Genomic DNA, 16,716 nt, shown 5'->3' with positions numbered 1-16,716 from the left:
ACCTCCAAAACCACGATGCACGTGGAATTGAAGGTTCTTTTTTATTCTATAACTAGAACAACAGCTTATCGGGATGAGTGCCCACACGCTCATCAAGATGAAGTGCGTTGATTCTGTTAATATCCTCTGCCGTCAGTTCAAAATCGAACAAATTGGCATTTTCGCGGATACGATGTGCGGTTACAGATTTGGGAATCGTCACGATACCCCGATCCAGATGCCAGCGCAAAATAACCTGCGACGAGGTTTTGCCGTATTTTGCAGCAATCTCAACGATATCCGCTTGCTCGGTCAATTTACCCTTCATCAGTGGACTCCAGGATTCAAGCTGAATCTGGTGCTCCCGGCAGTATTGATGCAGCTCTTGCTGTGTCAGACGCGGGTGAAGCTCCACTTGGTTGATGGCAGGTATGATGTTACTGTCTTTCAGGAGATTTTCAAGATGGTGAACTTGGAAGTTGCTGACTCCAATGGCGCGTACGCTTCCTTCTTCATACAGGCGTTCAAATGCCTTCCAGGTTTCCTTGTACTTGTCCTTGCCAGGCCAATGAATGAGATACAGATCAATGATGTCCAGACCCAGTCGCTTGCGGCTTTCCTCGAAGGCAAGCAGTGTTGAGTCAAAGCCCTGATCTTCATTCCACAGCTTGGTAGTAATGAACAATTTTTCTCTGTCTGCCCCGCTGTCACGAATAGCTTGTCCAACCAGTTCCTCATTGCCGTAGATCGCCGCCGTATCAATGTGACGATAGCCCACCTCGATGGCCGTTTTAACTGCTTCGTAGACCTCATTGCCTTCGGCCTTGTACGTACCAAAACCCAGCCAGGGCATCTGAACTCCATTATTCAGTACAGTTGTATCCGCAATATTCCCCATGTCTATCTCCTCCTGTTCCTGATTATGATTTAGAAAACGGGCTAGTTACAGCTTGGTTGCATCCTGAAAAGTATTGACTTGAAGCGGAGCGGCCAGCAAATCTTTAGCTGCGGCAACAAATGCCTGGAAATGGGCAGACTTGTTATGGAAATCTACAGCAGCAGCATCCTTCCACTCTTCAACCATGGTAAAAGCGTTGGGATCATTCAGATCCTGCATCAGCGTGTAGCGTACATTACCTTCTTCGGCTTGTGAGGCGCTGAGCAAACCTTGGGTTTGTTGCAGAAAAGCCTCTCTTTTTTCTGGTAAAACTTTCATATCAGCATGAATAATAATCATGATATTTTCCTCCTCACATTATGTAACTATTTCTATTATAGACCATTCATTCGATAGATTAAAAGTGCGGGCGTTCCTGTTCTCCCTCGCCGATGCGCTGGGACGGGGCTGAAGCCTCCGCTCGAAATTCCCGCAAGCATCGTGACAGCCATCATCGGCGCACCGTATTTTCTGTATTTGTTGCCACGGGAACGCAAGCAAAAAGGCAACGGGTAGGGGTTATATTTCCACCTGTACACCAATGCGCTGATTGATTTCCTTCCTGAACGATTCATCACGCAGTAGCCGTTCTTTAAATTCATTCATCATATTTTGCAAGGAGGCATTTGTGAACGGGTCCAGATCCTTAAAGAAGACCGCCATTTCCGTCGAATGTCCTTCCTTGTCCGTCGCATACATGGCCAGGGTGAAGACATATTCGGTAGATCCGCCCTTTTGTCCAGAATGCTGTAGCCATTCCTGATTTTCCGGATGATCTATCAGCTGTTCCATGACCTCAGACCATAATTTTTGCTCGGCTTTCGAAAAGCCTTGACGGCTATTCAGCTTACTCATCAAGGACGCATAATCCGCCGTCGTCGAAGCTATAAAACGTTCCGTGCTCATTCGATCATTTTCCCGATCATACCATGTCGAAATTGCAGCACTTTTTTTGTAAGAACCACTAACATCACGGCGCAGCTTGTTATGGATCATCTGGGCATGTTGGCGGAACTCTGCGTCAGACATCGCTTGAATGGCTGCTTTGGCGGAATTGCTATTTTCTGCACCGCCCCATGCCCGTTCCTGAGTCTCCCTCATCCATTCGTAAGGAATCAGAATGGAAGATACAAATGGATAAATCGGATCATGATCCTGGAGTCCCAGATCAGTTTTCGTTTGGTTAATCTGTTCCAAGCCCAATCTGTCCATTAAATACTCTGTGTTGGCATTGGAGTTGTATCGAATCATACCTTTGGCAACCTCGCGTAGAGACACCATTCCGTTCTTCACCTGTCCTTTGGCCTTCATATCCTTCAGCCATGCCGGATGTGCTCCACCATCCAGACGCGGCAGATAGAATCGCTCCAGCGCAGTCAGCTTGATCCGTTCATACGGGTTGATTGTGCCTGCTGCCGCCTGCTTGGCATATTCCACCGCAATCACCGTCTTGACTGTACTCGCCAAGGGCATCATCCGGTGTTCCTCACGACCTGCTAGCTTCTTACCATCCCGCAGAATCGTAATGGATGCTTTCTCTGGATGTTCCTCTAAAAAGCGCAGCACGCGATGGGCGCTATCCTGCTCAATCGTTTCCTCCTTAGCGTCAGCTGCAATGGCAGTTGCGGGCCGAACAGTATCCAGGGTATTAGCCATGCTGTCCTGCTTCGATGATGGCAATCCCACAGCCACACCAATCACGATAATTACCGCAGCCAAGGCCACCGCTATGATCACAAGCTGCTTTCGTTTCACTATATACCTCCCCCCGTATGCACTCAGCACACAGGTTTATTTTTCCATTTTTAACCTCCAGTTTCTATTGTAAACGAAAACAAAGCACAAAAAGTTTCATTACATGTAATATTTGAAAATAAATTCAAAAAGGAGAGCCTCCCTGCATATAACACAGGTTGACTCTCCTTCACTAACCTTCCACCCTTACGCTGGATGTGGTACTTCTGTTCCGTTTAGGATCAGGTGCATGCGAATCTCCGCTTTTAAGGAATCGGATACGGCACAATATTTTTCCTTACCCATCTGAATCGCTTTCCACACGCGAGAATCCGGAACATCGCCATCTACATGGAACGTCAGATCAATCGCTGTAAAACCCTTCGGCATTTCTTCCTTACGCGTACCTTCTGCATCAATATCAATACGGGTAATGTCCGACAGGAAGCGATCCAGAATCATCGTAATATCAATGCCAATACATCCCGCCAGACCCGCCAGCAGCAGTTCCATCGGTGTCATGCCTTTGCCGTCGCCCCCATAAGCTGCCGTAGCATCCATCCCAACAGAATAACCGGATGGTCCCTCCGAAGTAAACGCGCGTTTGCCATGCCAGGTTGTAGATACTTTCATGTTCAAAGGCCTTCTTTCCATCTTCATAATGTATGATCTATTCTTATTCTCGCTTCAAAACTCACTGATTTGACGTAAAAATTTCTGTGTTCTCTCATGCTGGGGAGCCTCGAAAAATGCCTGTGGCGCTGCCTCCTCCAAAATCACACCGTCCGCCATAAATACAACCTTGTCCGCCACCTCGCGGGCAAATTTCATCTCATGGGTGACGACGACCATCGTCATCCCGTCCTGGGCCAGCTCCCGCATAACGCCCAGCACCTCCCCGACCAGCTCGGGATCGAGCGCTGATGTCGGCTCGTCGAACAGCATAATCGCCGGGTCCATCGCGAGCGCACGCGCAATGGCTACCCGCTGCTGCTGTCCACCGGACAAACGCGCAGGATGAGCATCCTGCTTGTCCGACAAACCCACACGCTCCAGCAGCCGCTGTCCGATGGACATAGCCTTGTCACGCGGCATTTTTTTCACTGTCAGCAGCCCTTCAATGACATTGCCGATTGCTGTTTTGTGCGGATACAGATTGAATTGCTGAAATACCATCCCCGTCTGCCTGCGAATATTACGAATGGCAGCTTGCCGGGTACGGAGAGGAGCCGTAGCATTTACCTCGATCCCGTTCACCTCAAACTTGCCGGAAGACAATTCCTCCAGACCGTTCAAGCAGCGCAGCAAGGTGCTTTTACCCGAACCACTCGGGCCGAGCAACACGACGATTTCACGCGCGGCCACCTGAAAATCAATGCTTTTTAACACTTCCACCTGACCGAAGCGTTTACCCAAACCGCTTGTTGTTATCATCCTCTATCATCTCCAACTTAATAAGCTCGGGCCAGACGCTTTTCCACCCGCTCCAGTATAGCGGAGAACCCAATGCTCATGATCCAGTACATGATGCCAATTTCGAGCAAAAACGGCATATAGCGCAGATACTGTGCCTGTAAAAGCTGTGCCTGACGCATCAGCTCACTTACCCCAATCACCGAAACGAGCGACGTTTCCTTAAGCATACCGACAAATGTATTGCCCATCGGCGGAATCGCAATTCGCACGGCCTGCGGAAGAATGATGCGCCACATCGTTTGACCCGGTGACATTCCGGTTGCATAGGCCGCCTCGGTTTGACCCTTTGGCACCGCTAAAATAGCCCCACGAAACGTCTCCGATAAATACGCCCCTGTATTGATACTTAGTGCAAGACAAGCAGCAGTCAGCGAGCCGAACGATATTTCGTAATCATCCAGTCCATAGTAAATGACCGCAATCTGCACCAAAACTGGCGTTCCCCGAATGATAGATACATAACTGCGCGCCAGCCAACGAACCGGACGATTTCCCTTTAACCGGGCGACTGCCACCACCAAGCCGATCATAAGGCCAAATAGCATGGAAACAATCGTGATATACAGCGTATAATAAGCGCCCTTCAATAAAAAAGGGACGTTCTCCCACATTAATTCAAGCATCGGTTATATTCCCTTCTTTCAGACGAGTGGCCCCATGTCAGCATGAAAGCCAAGACCGGAGCCAGACGCCTGTAACAGGCTTACGTTATTCTTTCGGCTCCTCGCCGAACCATTTTTTGAAAATCGTTTTATAGGTGCCGTCTTCCTTCATTTCTTTCAGAGCCTTGTTCAAGGCTGCTTTAAGCTCAGGAGTATCCTTGTTAATAGCCACACCCGCTTGGTCGGATTTAATTGGCTCGCCTACCGCCTTAATCTGGAAGCCATTTTTATCAACAATGGGCTTGAGCGCATACAGATTGTTGATTGTTGCGTCAATGCGACCAGAGTTCAAATCCTTCAAGGAAGTAATGACATCATCATACGTTTTAATCTCAAAATCGCCGACCTTCGGCAGCACTTCGTTACGCAGATAGGACTCATCATTCGTTCCCAAGCCGACACCAATCGTTTTGCCTTTAAAATCCTCCAGCTTGGTAATATCGTTTGTTTTGTTGTTTACGATAATATTTACATTGTTTGTGATATACGGCTCTGTGAAATCAATGACCTTTTCACGATCTGGCGTAATCGTCACTTGGCTAATTACCGCATCGAATTTCTTCTTTTGCAGACTTGGAATAAGTCCCGAAAATTCTTGTGCCGTGAACTCCGCTTTGACCCCGATACGCTTCGCTAATTCATTCGCGATATCCACATCAAACCCGTCCAATTCCTTTTTATCGTTCAAAAAATTGTAAGGCTGGTACGTCCCCATCATTCCAACCTTAATCACTCCCGCCTTCTTGATCGCTTCGAGCTTATTACCCGCTGCCACCTCATTGCTGCTGCCCGCTCCGTTGCTGCTGTTGGCAGCTTCCGGCTTCGTTCCGCAAGCGCTCAGCACCAGACTGAACATGGCCAAAGCCATCAGTGTAGTTACCAGGAACCCTCTTTTACGTGTTTTCATGAATCGTTCTCTCCTGTCTGGATGTAAATGATTGAGTACATATGTGTATTTTGGCTCTATTATTCGCCTCTTACTGCCAATTCATGCGATGTGGACTCCCACCCCCGCCTAGTTTTGGCCCAACAGTCCGTAAAATTCAAAATTAGCCGCTTCTGCCGCTAATCGTTTAGCCGTTACCTGCGTAATGCTGTCATGTGTTCCCTCGGAACCGAATAGCCAGCGTGTAATAACGCCTTCGATCATGCTTATGAGCAGCGCTGCCCGTAATTCGACATCCAATCCGGCGGGTAGCATGTTCAGCTCTATCGCTCGCTCCATATTGCGCCGAAAGGCCAGTTCCATCGCGATTTTCGTCTCCCGAATGCTCTGTCGTACTGGTTCATCCACACCGCTGCCGATCAGGAGTAATCCCATCAAATAGCGGTTCTCCAATGCAAAATCAAACAGGCGGATAAACAGCGCCTCGGATGCTTTAACCATATCAGTCAGCGTGCCTGCATCACGGCGGTATCCTCGCCCTATCGCTGCCAGCAGTTGTTCACGGCCTGTAGCGATAATCTCCAGTGCCAGTGCCTCTTTGCTTTTAAAATGCCAATAAAACGTGCCTTGGGCCACTCCGGCCTCCACCACGATATCTGAAATCTTTGTTTGATGGTACCCTTGCTCGGCGAATCGCTTCAACGCAATGTGAAGAAGCTGCGTTCTGCGATTGGTTTCTGCTGTTTCTTCTCCCGCGTGATCAACCAATGGTCCATTCGCGGTAGTCTTGGACTGCTTCGCCTTCCGTGGCTGCATGGATTTCCTCCTCCCGATTGATCAGTCAGTCAGTTTTATTTTTTTAATCCTATAGGATAAGTGTACTTTTGTCAAACGAAAAAAGAGAACCTCCGTTGAGGTTCTCTCTATCTTGTACAAACGCTTCTATAGCAGTGCTTTTGCTGCAATATCCGTACGGTTTTGCTTGCCTTCAAAGGTAATATGTGCCGCCTGTTCATACGCCTTGCCCCGCGCTTCGGCAATATCACGTCCCAAGCCGACCACGCCTAACACACGTCCACCGTTTGTGACCCACTCACCCTGTTCGTTGATGCCTGTACCGGCATGAAACACGATAGCTTCATTCGCCTGATCCAGTCCGTGGATCGGCACCCCTTTGGCATACGTTCCGGGATAGCCCCCGGAAGCCAACACCACACATACCGCCGCTTCATCCCTCCACTCAATCTCCACCTGATCGAGCGTACCGTTCACCGCAGCGAGGAAAATATCGAGCAGATCCGATTTTAGCCGTGGCAGCACAACCTGCGTTTCCGGATCACCGAAGCGTGCGTTAAACTCAATCGTCTTCGGCTTGCCGTCCGGAGAAATCATCAATCCGGCGAATAAAACACCCCGGAACGGACGTCCCTCAGCCACCATCGCTTTTGCCGTCGGCTTAATGATGGTCTCCATGGCTTCCTCGATAATCGAATCCGCTATGTGCGGTAACGGGGAATACGTGCCCATCCCCCCGGTATTCGGCCCTTTGTCACCATCAAAAACAGGCTTATGATCTTGCGCCGCTGCCATCGGACGAACCGTTTCGCCATCCACAAAGGAAAGAATCGACATTTCCTGTCCGTCCAGAAACTCCTCGATTACAACCTGCGCCCCAGCTTCGCCGAACACCTTCGCTACCATAATGTCGGATAAAGCCCTTTCCGCTTCCTCCATAGAGTAAGCGACCGTTACCCCTTTACCCGCTGCCAGTCCGTCCGCCTTAATGACCACAGGAATGGGCTGCTCCTTCAAATAGGCATGTGCTTCCTCATAGGTATAAAACTTGCGATAGGTTGCTGTCGGGATATGGTATTTGTGCAGCAGATCCTTCATGAAGATTTTACTGCCTTCAATTTCCGCTGCATTTTTACGCGGTCCGAATACCGGAATGCCCTTCGCCTCAAACGCATCCACAATACCTTCTGCCAGCGGATCATCGGGGCCAACCACGACAAGTCCAACCTTTTTGGATTCCGCCAGCTCTGTCAAGGCATAAAAATCACTCACCGGAATCGGTACGCATTCCGCCAACTGCCCGATGCCGGCATTGCCCGGCGCGCAGTAGATTTGTCCGGCCTTAGGGCTTTTTTTCAGTGCCCACACAATCGCATGCTCACGGCCGCCCCCACCGATAACCAAAATATCCATTCAGGTGATTCCTCCCGCTCCCGTTATGGTGTCAAGATTTTGCTAAACCCTCGTGTGAGAGAATGCTGCTGCATCCTCTGCTAATACAAGCTAGTGCTTGAAATGACGCACGCCTGTGAAGACCATCGCAATGCCGTGTTCGTTAGCAACCTTGATGGATTCTTCGTCCTTGATAGAGCCGCCTGGCTGAATAATTGCCGTAATGCCTGCTTGGGCTGCCAGCTCCAGCGTATCGCCCATCGGGAAAAATGCGTCAGATGCCAGCACAGCACCCTTTGCCTTGTCTCCAGCCTGCTCAATAGCGATTTTAGCCGCTCCGACACGGTTCATTTGTCCCGCACCCACGCCAATGGTCATGTTGTCTGCTGCCAGTACGATCGCATTGGACTTCACATGCTTAACCACTTTCCAGCTAAACAAAAGCTGTTTCAGTTCTTCCTCGGATGGCGCACGCTCTGTCACTACGGTAAGCGCGTCCGGGTCTACAGCGTGAATATCGTTCTGCTGAACAACCATGCCGCCTTCAATGGAAGTAACGACGAAACGGCTCTCAGCCTGTTCAGAGGTGGGCAACTCGCCCAGATCAAGCAAACGGATGTTTTTCTTTTTCGTCAAAATCTCCAGTGCTTCTTCCGTAAAGCCCGGTGCCTGTACAATTTCCAAAAAGATTTCGCTCAGCTTCTTCGCTGTATCGCCGTCAATAATCCGGTTAGCCGCTACGATGCCGCCAAAAATGGAAGTTGGATCAGCCGCATACGCCTTGCTGTACGCTTCATAAATGCTGCCGCCGATTCCCACGCCGCAAGGATTCATATGCTTAACGGCTACCACTGCTGGCTCGCTGAATTCTTTAACAATTTGCAGGGCCGCGTTAGCATCGTTGATATTATTGTAGGACAGTTCCTTGCCGTGAAGCTGCTTCGCTGTCGTCAGTGTACCCTTCGCTGCCAACGGCTGACGGTAAAATGCCGCCTGCTGATGCGGATTCTCTCCATAGCGCAAATCCTGAATTTTTTCATAGGTTACCGTGTAACGCTCAGGCAAAGGCTCGCCTGTCACATTCGACAAATAATCGGAGATGAGCGCGTCGTATGAGGCTGTATGCCGGAAAACCTTTGCTGCCAAACGCTTACGAGTATTCAGCTCCGTATCGCCATCCTTGCGGATTTCGTCCAGCACCGTGCTATAATCGTCCGCATCTACTACCACACTTACGAATGCATGGTTTTTCGCCGCAGAGCGCAGCATGGTTGGACCGCCGATATCAATATTTTCAATCGCGTCCTCATAGGTTACACCGGGTTTGGCGATCGTTTCCGCAAAAGGATACAGATTCACAACGACCAGATCAATATAATCCAGTCCAAGCTCCTTCATCTGACGCTGATGCTCCTCATTATCCCGAACAGCCAGCAGGCCGCTGTGTACCGCAGGATGGAGTGTTTTAACACGTCCGTCCATAATTTCAGGAAATCCTGTTACCTCTGAAATGCCGATGACAGGAATGCCCTCCTTCGCCAACAAGCTGCTCGTTCCCCCTGTCGAAACGATCTCCACACCCAATTTGGACAGCTCGCGGCAAAATTCCACGATCCCCCGTTTATCTGATACGCTGACGAGCGCTCTTTTAATACTCACCATTTCTCCTCCTTTAGCTCTTCAGGATTTTGCAAAATTCGGTTTTATCAATTTATTTCCCGAGAAATATCGGAAAATGCCTATACGGCATCCTTGATATGACAATGATATGACAAATTACAATCATCTTTAGAGAAGTGAAATTACCTTGCGCCCATCCCATTGGATTTTACCTTGAGCCAGTCTGCCAACCACCTCAGGATATAGCTGACGTTCCACGGATTGAATGGCTGCGGATAAGGATTCCACTGTATCATGGTCGTGTATTTCTACGACACGCTGGGCAATAATGGCTCCCGTATCCATCCCCCCGTCCACAAAATGAACGGTAACCCCACTGACCTTGACCCCATAGGCCAATGCCTGTCCAACAGCATCTTTCCCTGGAAATGCAGGAAGTAGTGACGGATGAATATTGATAATTTTTCCGGCATAAGCATCTACCATAACACTGGATAGCAAACGCATGTAGCCTGCTAACACGATGAGATCAATGGATTTCTGCTCCAGCAGAGCAACCAGTTCACGCTCATAATCTTCGCGGGAAGCATATTCCTTGGGTCGAAACGTGTGACACGCAATGTCGGCTTTTTGAGCTCTGGCTACGGCAGGAGCCGCAGGCTTGTCACAGATCAGCAGTTCTACCGTTGCTCCGCCCAGCTCTCCTCGTGCAGTCGCATCCACCAATGACTGAAAATTCGTTCCTTCACCTGATGCAAAAACAGCAATCCGGTACTCGTTCATTACACTTCGGCTCCCGTAAAGGTCACGATAGAACTGCCTTCCGTTACTTTTCCGATCACATAAGCGGCTTCGCCCTTTTCTTTCAGAACTTCCAGTGCAGTCTGTGCATGCTCAGCGTCTACAACGATAACCATTCCAATCCCCATATTAAAGGTTGTGAACATGTCTTTGTTGGAGATTGCGCCTTTTTCCTGCATGAGCTGGAAGATTGGCAGAATCGGCCAAGCGCCGTATTCTATATCCACATTAACGTGATCCGGCAGCACTCTTGGAATATTTTCAATAAAACCGCCGCCTGTGATATGAGCCATGCCTTTTACTTTTACCTTGTCCAGCAAGGCCAAAACGGATTTTACATAGATTTTCGTAGGCTCCAGCAGTACATCGCCCAGCTTGCCGTTCAAGCCTTCAAGTTCATCATGCAGACTATACCCTTGCTGTTCCAATAACAGCTTGCGAACGAGTGAGAAGCCATTGCTGTGTACTCCGCTGGAGGCCAGTCCGATAACCGTATCTCCGGGGGCAATGGAGCTGCCGTTAATGATCTTGCTTTTATCTACAATCCCTACCGTGAACCCGGCAATATCATATTCACCATCGCTGTACATTCCCGGCATTTCTGCGGTTTCACCGCCGACCAGCGCACACCCCGACTGATGGCAGCCCTCAGCGATCCCGGCAACAATAGCTTCGATTTTCTCGGGTACCACCTTGTCACAAGCGAGGTAGTCGAGAAAAAAGAGCGGCTCCGCGCCCCCGACGACAATATCGTTCACACACATCGCAACCGCATCAATACCAATGGTGTCATGACGATCCATTGCGAAAGCAAGCTTTAGCTTCGTGCCGACTCCATCCGTACCGGAAACGAGTACAGGCTCCTCGTACTTATCCTTATTCAGGCCGAACAGCGCACCGAATCCGCCTAAATCCGTCAGCACTTCGGGACGGAAGGTACGTTTGACGTGCTTTTTCATCCGTTCTACTGCTTCATTACCGGCAGCGATATCTACCCCTGCGTTTTTGTATGCTTCGGACATTCATGAACACTCCTTCAAATGATTGACCCTCCTAAGTCCTCCCTAGTAGGGAGGATTCCATGGGGCTGCTCCCCCTGGACCCCTCAAGAGTCGGTCAGATGTGTAAAGTTGGGTGCTGCTTGTTGATTGGTTCGTGCTGGGAGTCGCGTGTTTTCCTTGTGGTTTGCGGGATTTTCCCGTCAACCACAAGGACACGCTTTAGTGCGTGGCCGCCTTTCGCAGCGGCGGGGCACATCCCGGGCTGTTTGCTTCGCAAAGGCGGGGACGTGCCGGGCAAAGCAGTGAGCGGCGCCAACAAGCGGCTTACTGCTTTGCCCTTTGGGCAGGCTGCTTCCGCCCAGCCTCCTGTACGGGTTAGTTGCTTAGCGCGCATTGGACTGCTAAATGCTAAGTGAACAGGTGGCCTTCTTGAGCCACCTGCCCCTTTAAAAACTCATGGCATGAAATAGTTATGCCATGAATTTTTAACTGTCTTACCTATCCTCTTCCCCGTGGGGAACAGAAGAGGTACAGGCCCTGCTGTAAAGTGAAGCACACCTGAGAAACGCAGCGGATGGAAGGATTCTGGAGAAGCGAAAGCGTTCGCCTTTGCCGCTGGATTCCAACCCTGTAAGGGGTTGTTCCAATCCAGGAATCCAGCGGCAACAGCGATCGTAAGAACCTTCCACTCGCGGAGTGGCCCTCTCAGAACCGCCATCCCCATACTCACCATGCACTGCTGTACCTCTTTTGTTCCTTCTACTAACAACTACATCCGAGCTTTTCTTCGCCTTTGAAATCCACTTGAGTGGGATAATCATTATCGAAGCAGGCCAGACACAAGCCGCCTTTGTAATCCTCTTCGTTATATCCGCCTACTGCGGCGATCAAGCCCTCAGCGCTCATAAAATAGAGTGAATCGGCGTTAATCTCCTGACGTATTTCCTCAACTGTTTTGGACGATGCAATCAGTTCCCGGCGATCCGGCGTGTCGATGCCGTAGAAGCACGGGTTTTTGAAGGGCGGCGAGGTGATACGTACATGAACCTCTAGCGCCCCCGCATCACGTAGCATATTCACAATTCGACGGGATGTGGTGCCCCGCACAATGGAATCGTCGATCATGATCACCCGTTTACCTTCGACAACACGGCGTACGGCGCTCAGCTTCATTTTCACACCTTGCTCGCGTAGCTCCTGACTCGGTTGGATGAAGGTACGTCCGGTGTATTTATTTTTAATCATGCCCAGCTCATAAGGAATACCTGTCTGCTCTGCATATCCAATCGCCGCAGAAATACTGGAATCCGGTACCCCGGTAACCAAGTCGGCATCGACAAAAGCTTCCAGCGCCATTTGGCTACCCATCCGTTTGCGTGCGGCATGAAGATTGGTTCCGTTCAAGTCACTGTCCGGACGGGCAAAATAAATATATTCCATCGCGCACAGTGCTTTACGGTGCTTGCCTTCACTGTAACGGTCTTCGTGCAGTCCGTTTTTATCCAGCACCAGCAGTTCACCCGGCTCGATATCGCGCAACAGCTCTGCTCCAATCGTTTCCAAAGCACAGGATTCGGAAGCAAACAAATATGCATCTCCCAGTCTGCCCATCGTCAACGGGCGCAAGCCGTTAGGATCGGAAGCGACAAGCAGCTTGTCGTTGGTCATAATGAGAAAAGCAAACCCACCGACAATACGCTTCAATGCATCCTTCGCCGCTTCCACCAAATCCTTGGACGAACGGGCGATCAAATGCGCAACGACCTCCGTATCGCTTGTCGTTTGAAAAATAGATCCTCCCTGCTCCAGCTCATGCCGGATTTGCAAGGCATTCACGATATTGCCGTTCGTTGCAACTGCCAAATCGCCATCACGATATTTGAAAACCAAGGGCTGCGCATTCGTCAGCTTACTGTCTCCACTTGTTGAGTAGCGCACATGCCCTATGGCCATGTCACCTGTCAGCGTAGCCATCAAATCTTTATTGAATACTTCTTTTACAAGACCCATTCCACGATGATAATGGAACTCGTCGCCACTGCTCACACAGATGCCCGCGCTTTCTTCTCCGCGATGCTGGAGTGCGTGCAATCCGTAATATGCAAGGGAAGCAGCATCGGAGTGTCTATACACTCCGAACACGCCGCATTCCTCTTTTAATTTATCAAACAGCCCCTCTTTACCAGAGCCTTCATTATAATAATCTCCAGTCCACAACGTCCGTGCTGTTATTTCATCAGACATGGAATGACATCCTCCCAGATTTGCTTCAAACTGGCGACTGCCTCGTTCAAAGCGGGTTGTCCGTTCACCTCAACTGTCAATTGTGATCCTTCAACTTTTCCTAATACGGTAACTGGCACTTCTAAACCACGCAGATGTGCTTCCAGCATAGACGCTTGATCCGGCGATGCAGATAACAAAATGCGGGACTGACTTTCGCTAAACAAAGCATGGTCAGGACGCAAGGTTGTTTCTACGTTGACCTGTGCTCCCAATCCGCCACTAATCCCGGATTCCGCAAGCGCTACAGCCAATCCGCCCTCTGCCAAATCATGCGCAGATTGTACCAAGCCTGTTTGGATGGCGCTAAGCACCGCATGCAGCAGCTTTTTCTCTACGTTCAAATCCAGCTCAGGTGGACGACCCTCAGATACACCGTGTACGACAGCCTGGAACTCACTGCCTCCAAGCTCAGCCTTCGTTTCTCCCACCAGGAAAATCACGTCGCCTTCGGCCTTAAAGCCTTGTGTCGTAATATGATCTGTATCATGCACCAGACCTACCATGCCCACAACAGGCGTCGGATAGATGGAGCCTTTGGCATTTTCGTTGTACAAGCTGACGTTGCCTCCGATGACAGGTGTATCCAGCACGCGGCAAGCTTCTGCCATCCCATCCACGGCTTTTTCCATTTGCCAGAAAATATCCGGTTTCTCAGGGTTACCGAAGTTCAGGTTGTCCGTAATCGCCAGCGGTTCGCCGCCGGAGCATACAATATTACGTGCTGCTTCGCTGACCGCAATCCGTCCGCCTACCTCTGGATCAAGGTATACATATCGTCCGTTACAATCTGTCGTCATGGCAAGTCCCTTGCGGGTTCCACGCACCGTCACTACTGCTGCATCCGAGCCCGGACGCACGGCCGTACTGGTGCGAACCATGTAATCATACTGCTCATATACCCATTTCTTGCTGGCTACACTTGGCGAAGACAGTACCTTTTTCAGCGCACCGTTCAAATCCGTCACTTCGGCATAACGCAGTGTGTCAATGGTAGCATTTTGCTCATAATAAGCAGGAACTTCAGAAGGCTTGTCGTAAATCGGACACTCGTCCACCAGCGCCGTCACTGGCATGTCACCCACCACTTCACTGTGATGGAACAAACGCAAACGTCCGTCATCCGTCACCTTACCAACCTTGGCACAAATCACACCCCAACGCTCGAAAATTTCAAGCGCCTGTGCTTCATCCTTAGGCTCAACAACGAACAGCATGCGTTCCTGAGATTCAGACAGCATCATTTCATAAGGCGACATGCCCTCTTCGCGCTGCGGTACCTGATCCAGATACAGCTCGAGGCCGTTGCCAGCCTTACTCGCCATTTCCGCACTGGAGCAAGTAAGTCCTGCCGCGCCCATATCCTGAATACCCAGCACAATACCGCTGTCGATCAGCTCCAGACATGATTCCATAACCAGCTTCTCCATAAATGGATCGCCTACCTGAACCGCCGTCCGATTCGCTTCGGATTCCTCAGTCAGCTCAACCGATGCGAAGGTTGCTCCGTGAATCCCGTCACGGCCTGTCGGCGGTCCCACATAAAACACCGGGTTACCGACCCCTTTAGCAACACCACGCTGGATTTTATCATGATCAATCAGTCCGACACACATCGCATTGACGAGTGGATTGCCTTCGTAGCTTTCATCGAATACAACCTCGCCGCCTACCGTCGGAATACCGATACAGTTCCCGTACCCCGCAATACCGGATACCACATGCTCGAACAAATATTTCACACGGTCGCTCTCCAGCTTGCCAAAACGCAGAGAATTCAGCACCGCCACAGGTCTTGCACCCATGGAGAAAATATCACGGATGATGCCGCCTACCCCTGTCGCTGCCCCCTGAAAAGGTTCTACAGCCGACGGATGGTTATGACTTTCGATTTTAAATACAACGGCCTGATTATCACCGATATCTACAATCCCTGCGCCCTCACCCGGTCCCATCAGAACTCGTGGGCCACTCGTTGGAAAACGACGCAGCAACGGCTTGGAGTTTTTGTAAGCACAATGCTCTGACCACATGACACTGAATACGCCTATCTCCGTATAGTTCGGCTGACGCCCCATGAATTCACAGATCAACGCATATTCGCTGTCCGACACACCCATCTGCTGATACAGTTTATGTTCGGCAACCCGCTCTGCCGTTGGTTCCTTAGCGGACACTTGCTGCGCCATGACGATCCCTCCAAGCGTTCAAAATAGATGTAAACATACGTTTGCCGTCATCTGTTCCAAGCAATGCGTCCACCGCGCGTTCCGGGTGAGGCATCATGCCTAGCACGTTACCTTGCTCATTACAAATCCCTGCGATATCCGTTACGGAACCGTTTGGATTATCTTTATACGTAAATACGATCTGGTTATTCGCCTGCAAGCGAGCCAGCGTCTCATCATCACAGTAATAGTTGCCTTCGCCGTGGGCAATCGGAATGACGATCTCCTCACCGGCAGCATAATCCTTTGTAAAAGGCGTTTGATTATTCGCAACCTTCAACACCGTATCGTGGCAACGGAACTTCATCGACAGATTACGGCGTAAAGCACCCGGCAACAGCCCGGCCTCGGTCAAAATTTGAAAACCGTTGCAAATACCCAAAATGTATTTGCCCTCGGCAGCCGCTTTGGCTACTTCCTTCATCACCGGAGCAAATCGGGAAATCGCGCCGCAACGCAGGTAATCCCCGTAGGAGAAGCCTCCTGGAACAAGAATACAATCATAAGGCGACAGATCCGTCGCAGTATGCCAAACATAATCGACAGGTTCACCGACCGTGTCCTCTACCGCCTTATAGCAGTCAATATCACAGTTGGAACCCGGAAAAACCAGAACTGCAAATTTCATGGAATCAGCCCTCCAGTTCGTAGCGGTAGTCTTCAATGACCGTGTTGGCCAACAGCTTTTCGCACATCTCGATGACGCGCTTTTCTGCACTCTCGCGGTCTGTTGTATCCAGATTCAATTCCATATACTTACCAATTCTGACGCCGTCCACTTCTCCGAAGCCCATAGAATGCAGTGCGCCTTGCACCGCAACCCCCTGCGGGTCCAAAACGCTTTGCTTAATTGTGACATAGACCGTTGCTTTAATCATGTTCCTTCAGTTCCCCCTCCGAATGGATAAATCCTATTGGTTGA

General features: G+C 50.1%; 18 protein-coding genes and 1 pseudogene. 2 read left to right on the top strand and 17 right to left on the bottom strand.

Annotated features, from left to right (window positions below):
• Nucleotides 1-52: 52 nt before the first annotated feature.
• Nucleotides 53-877: an aldo/keto reductase gene (locus ACIFQM_RS03640; protein ID WP_430037928.1), complete on the bottom strand. Its 825-nt coding sequence runs from the start codon at nt 875-877 to the stop codon at nt 53-55.
• Between the two features lie 45 nt (nt 878-922).
• Entirely contained in the window at nt 923-1,216 is a 294-nt protein-coding gene (locus tag ACIFQM_RS03635) for a putative quinol monooxygenase (RefSeq protein ID WP_430045749.1), read from the bottom strand.
• A 79-nt stretch (nt 1,217-1,295) separates the two neighbouring features.
• On the opposite strand from ACIFQM_RS03635, the pseudogene ACIFQM_RS03630 reads away from it, so the two are divergent.
• Nucleotides 1,296-1,432: pseudogene (locus ACIFQM_RS03630) on the top strand (iron chelate uptake ABC transporter family permease subunit); the annotation flags it as partial.
• 3 nt (nt 1,433-1,435) lie between these two features.
• On the opposite strand, the gene ACIFQM_RS03625 reads toward ACIFQM_RS03630, so the two are convergent.
• The 10 genes from ACIFQM_RS03625 to purM all read right to left on the bottom strand — a co-directional run bounded on the left by ACIFQM_RS03625 (nt 1,436) and on the right by purM (nt 11,304).
• Entirely contained in the window at nt 1,436-2,671 is a 1,236-nt protein-coding gene (locus ACIFQM_RS03625) for a serine hydrolase (protein ID WP_430037934.1), read from the bottom strand.
• A 186-nt stretch (nt 2,672-2,857) separates the two neighbouring features.
• Nucleotides 2,858-3,283, bottom strand: a complete 426-nt coding sequence (locus ACIFQM_RS03620) for an OsmC family protein (RefSeq protein WP_430037936.1) — start codon at nt 3,281-3,283, stop codon at nt 2,858-2,860.
• Nucleotides 3,284-3,337: 54 nt separating this feature from the next.
• The gene (locus ACIFQM_RS03615; RefSeq protein WP_430037939.1) at nt 3,338-4,084 is read right to left on the bottom strand and encodes an amino acid ABC transporter ATP-binding protein; all 747 of its coding nucleotides are present in this window, start codon (nt 4,082-4,084) and stop codon (nt 3,338-3,340) included.
• 17 nt (nt 4,085-4,101) lie between these two features.
• The gene (locus ACIFQM_RS03610; RefSeq protein WP_430065032.1) at nt 4,102-4,749 is read right to left on the bottom strand and encodes an amino acid ABC transporter permease; all 648 of its coding nucleotides are present in this window, start codon (nt 4,747-4,749) and stop codon (nt 4,102-4,104) included.
• Nucleotides 4,750-4,834: 85 nt separating this feature from the next.
• Nucleotides 4,835-5,695, bottom strand: coding sequence for a substrate-binding periplasmic protein (locus ACIFQM_RS03605; RefSeq protein ID WP_430065030.1), 861 nt, complete (start codon nt 5,693-5,695; stop codon nt 4,835-4,837).
• Nucleotides 5,696-5,803: 108 nt separating this feature from the next.
• Nucleotides 5,804-6,490, bottom strand: a complete 687-nt coding sequence (locus ACIFQM_RS03600; protein ID WP_430065028.1) for a TetR/AcrR family transcriptional regulator — start codon at nt 6,488-6,490, stop codon at nt 5,804-5,806.
• 126 nt (nt 6,491-6,616) lie between these two features.
• A complete protein-coding gene (purD, locus tag ACIFQM_RS03595) occupies nt 6,617-7,882 on the bottom strand; it encodes a phosphoribosylamine--glycine ligase (RefSeq protein ID WP_430037948.1) in 1,266 nt (421 codons plus the stop codon).
• 90 nt (nt 7,883-7,972) lie between these two features.
• The gene (gene purH, locus ACIFQM_RS03590) at nt 7,973-9,520 is read right to left on the bottom strand and encodes a bifunctional phosphoribosylaminoimidazolecarboxamide formyltransferase/IMP cyclohydrolase (protein ID WP_430065026.1); all 1,548 of its coding nucleotides are present in this window, start codon (nt 9,518-9,520) and stop codon (nt 7,973-7,975) included.
• A 129-nt stretch (nt 9,521-9,649) separates the two neighbouring features.
• Nucleotides 9,650-10,264, bottom strand: coding sequence for a phosphoribosylglycinamide formyltransferase (purN, locus tag ACIFQM_RS03585; RefSeq protein WP_430045745.1), 615 nt, complete (start codon nt 10,262-10,264; stop codon nt 9,650-9,652).
• A complete protein-coding gene (gene purM, locus ACIFQM_RS03580) occupies nt 10,264-11,304 on the bottom strand; it encodes a phosphoribosylformylglycinamidine cyclo-ligase (protein ID WP_430045743.1) in 1,041 nt (346 codons plus the stop codon). The genes purN and purM overlap by 1 nt, the downstream gene beginning before the upstream one ends.
• 59 nt (nt 11,305-11,363) lie before the next feature.
• Here purM and ACIFQM_RS03575 point away from each other — a divergent pair, with 59 nt between their 5' ends.
• On the top strand, nt 11,364-11,699 hold the full coding sequence (locus ACIFQM_RS03575; RefSeq protein ID WP_430037959.1) for a hypothetical protein: 336 nt from the start codon (nt 11,364-11,366) through the stop codon (nt 11,697-11,699).
• 38 nt (nt 11,700-11,737) lie between these two features.
• On the opposite strand, the gene ACIFQM_RS03570 is transcribed toward ACIFQM_RS03575, so the two are convergent.
• The 5 genes from ACIFQM_RS03570 to purS are packed head-to-tail and all read right to left on the bottom strand — an operon-like array spanning nt 11,738 to nt 16,672.
• Nucleotides 11,738-12,016, bottom strand: coding sequence for a hypothetical protein (locus tag ACIFQM_RS03570; protein WP_430065024.1), 279 nt, complete (start codon nt 12,014-12,016; stop codon nt 11,738-11,740).
• 29 nt (nt 12,017-12,045) lie between these two features.
• Nucleotides 12,046-13,527, bottom strand: a complete 1,482-nt coding sequence (gene purF / locus ACIFQM_RS03565) for an amidophosphoribosyltransferase (RefSeq protein WP_430037965.1) — start codon at nt 13,525-13,527, stop codon at nt 12,046-12,048.
• Nucleotides 13,512-15,755, bottom strand: a complete 2,244-nt coding sequence (gene purL, locus ACIFQM_RS03560) for a phosphoribosylformylglycinamidine synthase subunit PurL (protein ID WP_430065022.1) — start codon at nt 15,753-15,755, stop codon at nt 13,512-13,514. Before purL ends, purF begins: the two co-directional genes overlap by 16 nt.
• Complete coding sequence (gene purQ, locus ACIFQM_RS03555) at nt 15,733-16,422, bottom strand: phosphoribosylformylglycinamidine synthase subunit PurQ (protein WP_341057950.1); 690 nt, start codon at nt 16,420-16,422, stop codon at nt 15,733-15,735. Before purQ ends, purL begins: the two co-directional genes overlap by 23 nt.
• A 4-nt stretch (nt 16,423-16,426) precedes the next feature.
• On the bottom strand, nt 16,427-16,672 hold the full coding sequence (gene purS / locus ACIFQM_RS03550; protein WP_430037971.1) for a phosphoribosylformylglycinamidine synthase subunit PurS: 246 nt from the start codon (nt 16,670-16,672) through the stop codon (nt 16,427-16,429).
• Between the last annotated feature and the right edge of the window lie 44 nt (nt 16,673-16,716).

The organism is Paenibacillus sp. NRS-1782 (assembly GCF_050467685.1).
Lineage (GTDB): Bacteria > Bacillota > Bacilli > Paenibacillales > Paenibacillaceae > Paenibacillus > Paenibacillus terrae_A.
The sequence above is the reverse complement of the archived record's forward strand: the minus strand, read 5'-3'. Positions and strand labels throughout refer to the sequence as shown.